The sequence below is a fragment of the Peribacillus aracenensis genome (genome assembly GCF_025175645.1).
GTDB lineage: Bacteria > Bacillota > Bacilli > Bacillales > DSM-1321 > Peribacillus > Peribacillus aracenensis.
On record NZ_JANZMJ010000082.1, the window covers coordinates 1 to 2063 of the forward strand.

Consider the following 2063-nt stretch of genomic DNA (forward strand, 5'->3'; position numbering starts at 1 on the left):
TTACCATAATATATAGAAATTTATTAGTTATTATAAAACGAAATAATTGACAAAAAAATTTATTTATGCTATAATTTACAGTTAAAAAATTTATGTTTATAATAAGATTCCCCTGGCCAGGGGAATCTTACTTTTGTTATATGGGAGGATTAATGTATGAAGAAAAATGAATCAAGCTTAACTTCCTTAATATCAGCATTTGGTCGAGCATACCACAGTAAATATGACACACCCAAAATTTTTGATGATTTTATTGCAAAGGATTTAATTACCCAAGAAGAATTTGCAGATATTAGTGAGAACATGATTAAAGGAATTCAATTCTTTAATAATAAAATTGCAAGGAAGTTTCAAGATCATCCAGATGAAATTTTAAAATGGATTACACAAGTTCAACTCTCTCCAACTCCTTTGGCACGTGCTGCCTATTGCGAAAATGTATTATTTCACGAAATGTTGCTAGGCGTTAAACAGTATGTCATTCTAGGAGCTGGATTAGATACCTTTTGTTTCCGACACCCAGAATTAAACGACAGTATAGAAATATTTGAAGTTGATTATCCAGCCACACAAGACTTTAAAAAGATAAGGTTAGCAAATGCTGATTATCAAATTCCGGATAATCTTCATTTTATTTCAATGGATTTTACCAAAGAATTCACTGTTCAAAATCTTGTTGAAGAAGGTTTTATGCCTAATGAAAAAACTTTGTTTAGTCTTTTAGGTGTTTCTTATTATTTAACAAAAGAGGAAAATGCCAACTTGATTAATAAATTATTTACCAAAGTTCCCTCAGGAAGTTCTATTGTTTTTGATTATGCAGACGACAAACTTTTTGAAGAAAAAGGAATGTCTAATCGAGTTCAAAACATGGTTCAAATGGCTTCAGCTAGTGGTGAGCCAATGAAATCATGTTTTACTTATGATGAAACGGAGAAAATGTTAGAAAACTCAGGTTTACTCATTTATGAACATTTATCACCTGTTACTATTAATAATGAATTCTTTCGTAGTCGTACAGACTATTTGTCTGCATTCGAAACGATTCATTACATTCATGCTGTAAAAAAATAATATTTCGGTGTAATACCAGACTTACCTCCCAATCTCCATATGATTGGGAGGTTATACTCATTATTATCTAAAATTTATATATTCTAATTTTCCTACTGCAAGTTATTCAACAATCTGGCCTACCTTTAGTATTCTCCTTTAATTACAAAAAACGAGCCCCGAATTGTGCCAGCTAGTTTGGACTTCTGCCTAGCAAACTTAAACTTCTCCTCTAACTCTTTTGGTACCTCCATCCCCTCAGAAAGCTTAAAACCAACGGCCCGCTTCTTAGGGCCATCAACCGTATACATGACATTGACCTCAAGACCATCCTCATAAAAGACGTAGGCAAATTTGATATTTTCCAATTGAAAACGCGAAGTTTCTAAAGGTTTGGCCGCAAACTCAATATCACGTTCTTCTTTCAAAATTCGGTTCACATAATCAAGGGTCTCCTGGCTTTCGCTAGCTGCTACAACCGTAAATTCATGCTTGTATTTGTTCATAAAATACCGGGCTTCATTAGCACGTAAACCAGCAAGCGTTTCTACTACAGGTGAAGACTCTAAACCAACCGTAGACACATTTTTAAAATCAACGATATAGGACATTAACATCTCTCCTTTTCACTCTTTATTTCCTAACAACGGGAATCCACATTTCACCAAAAACTAAGCCATTCTTCAAATTATTTCTTTTAAATTTTGGTCAAAGAAACATGCATATATAGCCAGACTTCAAATTATTCTTCTCACCTGCCCAAATATTATACCAAAAATGATTCAAGAGAAAATATTGTTACATTTCAATCAGCATGTCTCCGCATGACATTTCACGATATAGGTATGCACAAGTTTCTTAATGAACTAAACCAGCTAATAGGATGTCAATATCTTTCTCTAATATTTTCATTTCCCTTATGATATACTATTTTTGGCCATGCCAAATAACCCTCCAAAACCCTTTTGGAAGGATTTTTCTCTGTTTCACAAAACCGTTAATCAGGCTAA

General features: G+C 33.2%; 2 protein-coding genes. One reads left to right on the forward strand and one right to left on the reverse strand.

What is annotated here, in order from left to right; all coding sequences use genetic code 11:
- Nucleotides 1-156 precede the first annotated feature (156 nt).
- Nucleotides 157-1074, forward strand: coding sequence for a class I SAM-dependent methyltransferase (locus N0M92_RS28970; protein WP_260289014.1), 918 nt, complete (start codon nt 157-159; stop codon nt 1072-1074).
- 125 nt (nt 1075-1199) lie between these two features.
- Here the strand turns inward: N0M92_RS28970 and N0M92_RS28975 are convergent, their stop codons facing one another.
- The gene (locus tag N0M92_RS28975; RefSeq protein ID WP_260289015.1) at nt 1200-1664 is read right to left on the reverse strand and encodes a phage tail protein; all 465 of its coding nucleotides are present in this window, start codon (nt 1662-1664) and stop codon (nt 1200-1202) included.
- Between the last annotated feature and the right edge of the window lie 399 nt (nt 1665-2063).

Coding starts and splice junctions, on each gene's coding strand:
- N0M92_RS28970 (WP_260289014.1), top strand. CDS start 157: ATGAAGAAAAATGAATCAAGCTTAACTTCCTTAATATCAGCATTTGGT.
- N0M92_RS28975 (WP_260289015.1), bottom strand. CDS start 1,664: ATGTCCTATATCGTTGATTTTAAAAATGTGTCTACGGTTGGTTTAGAG.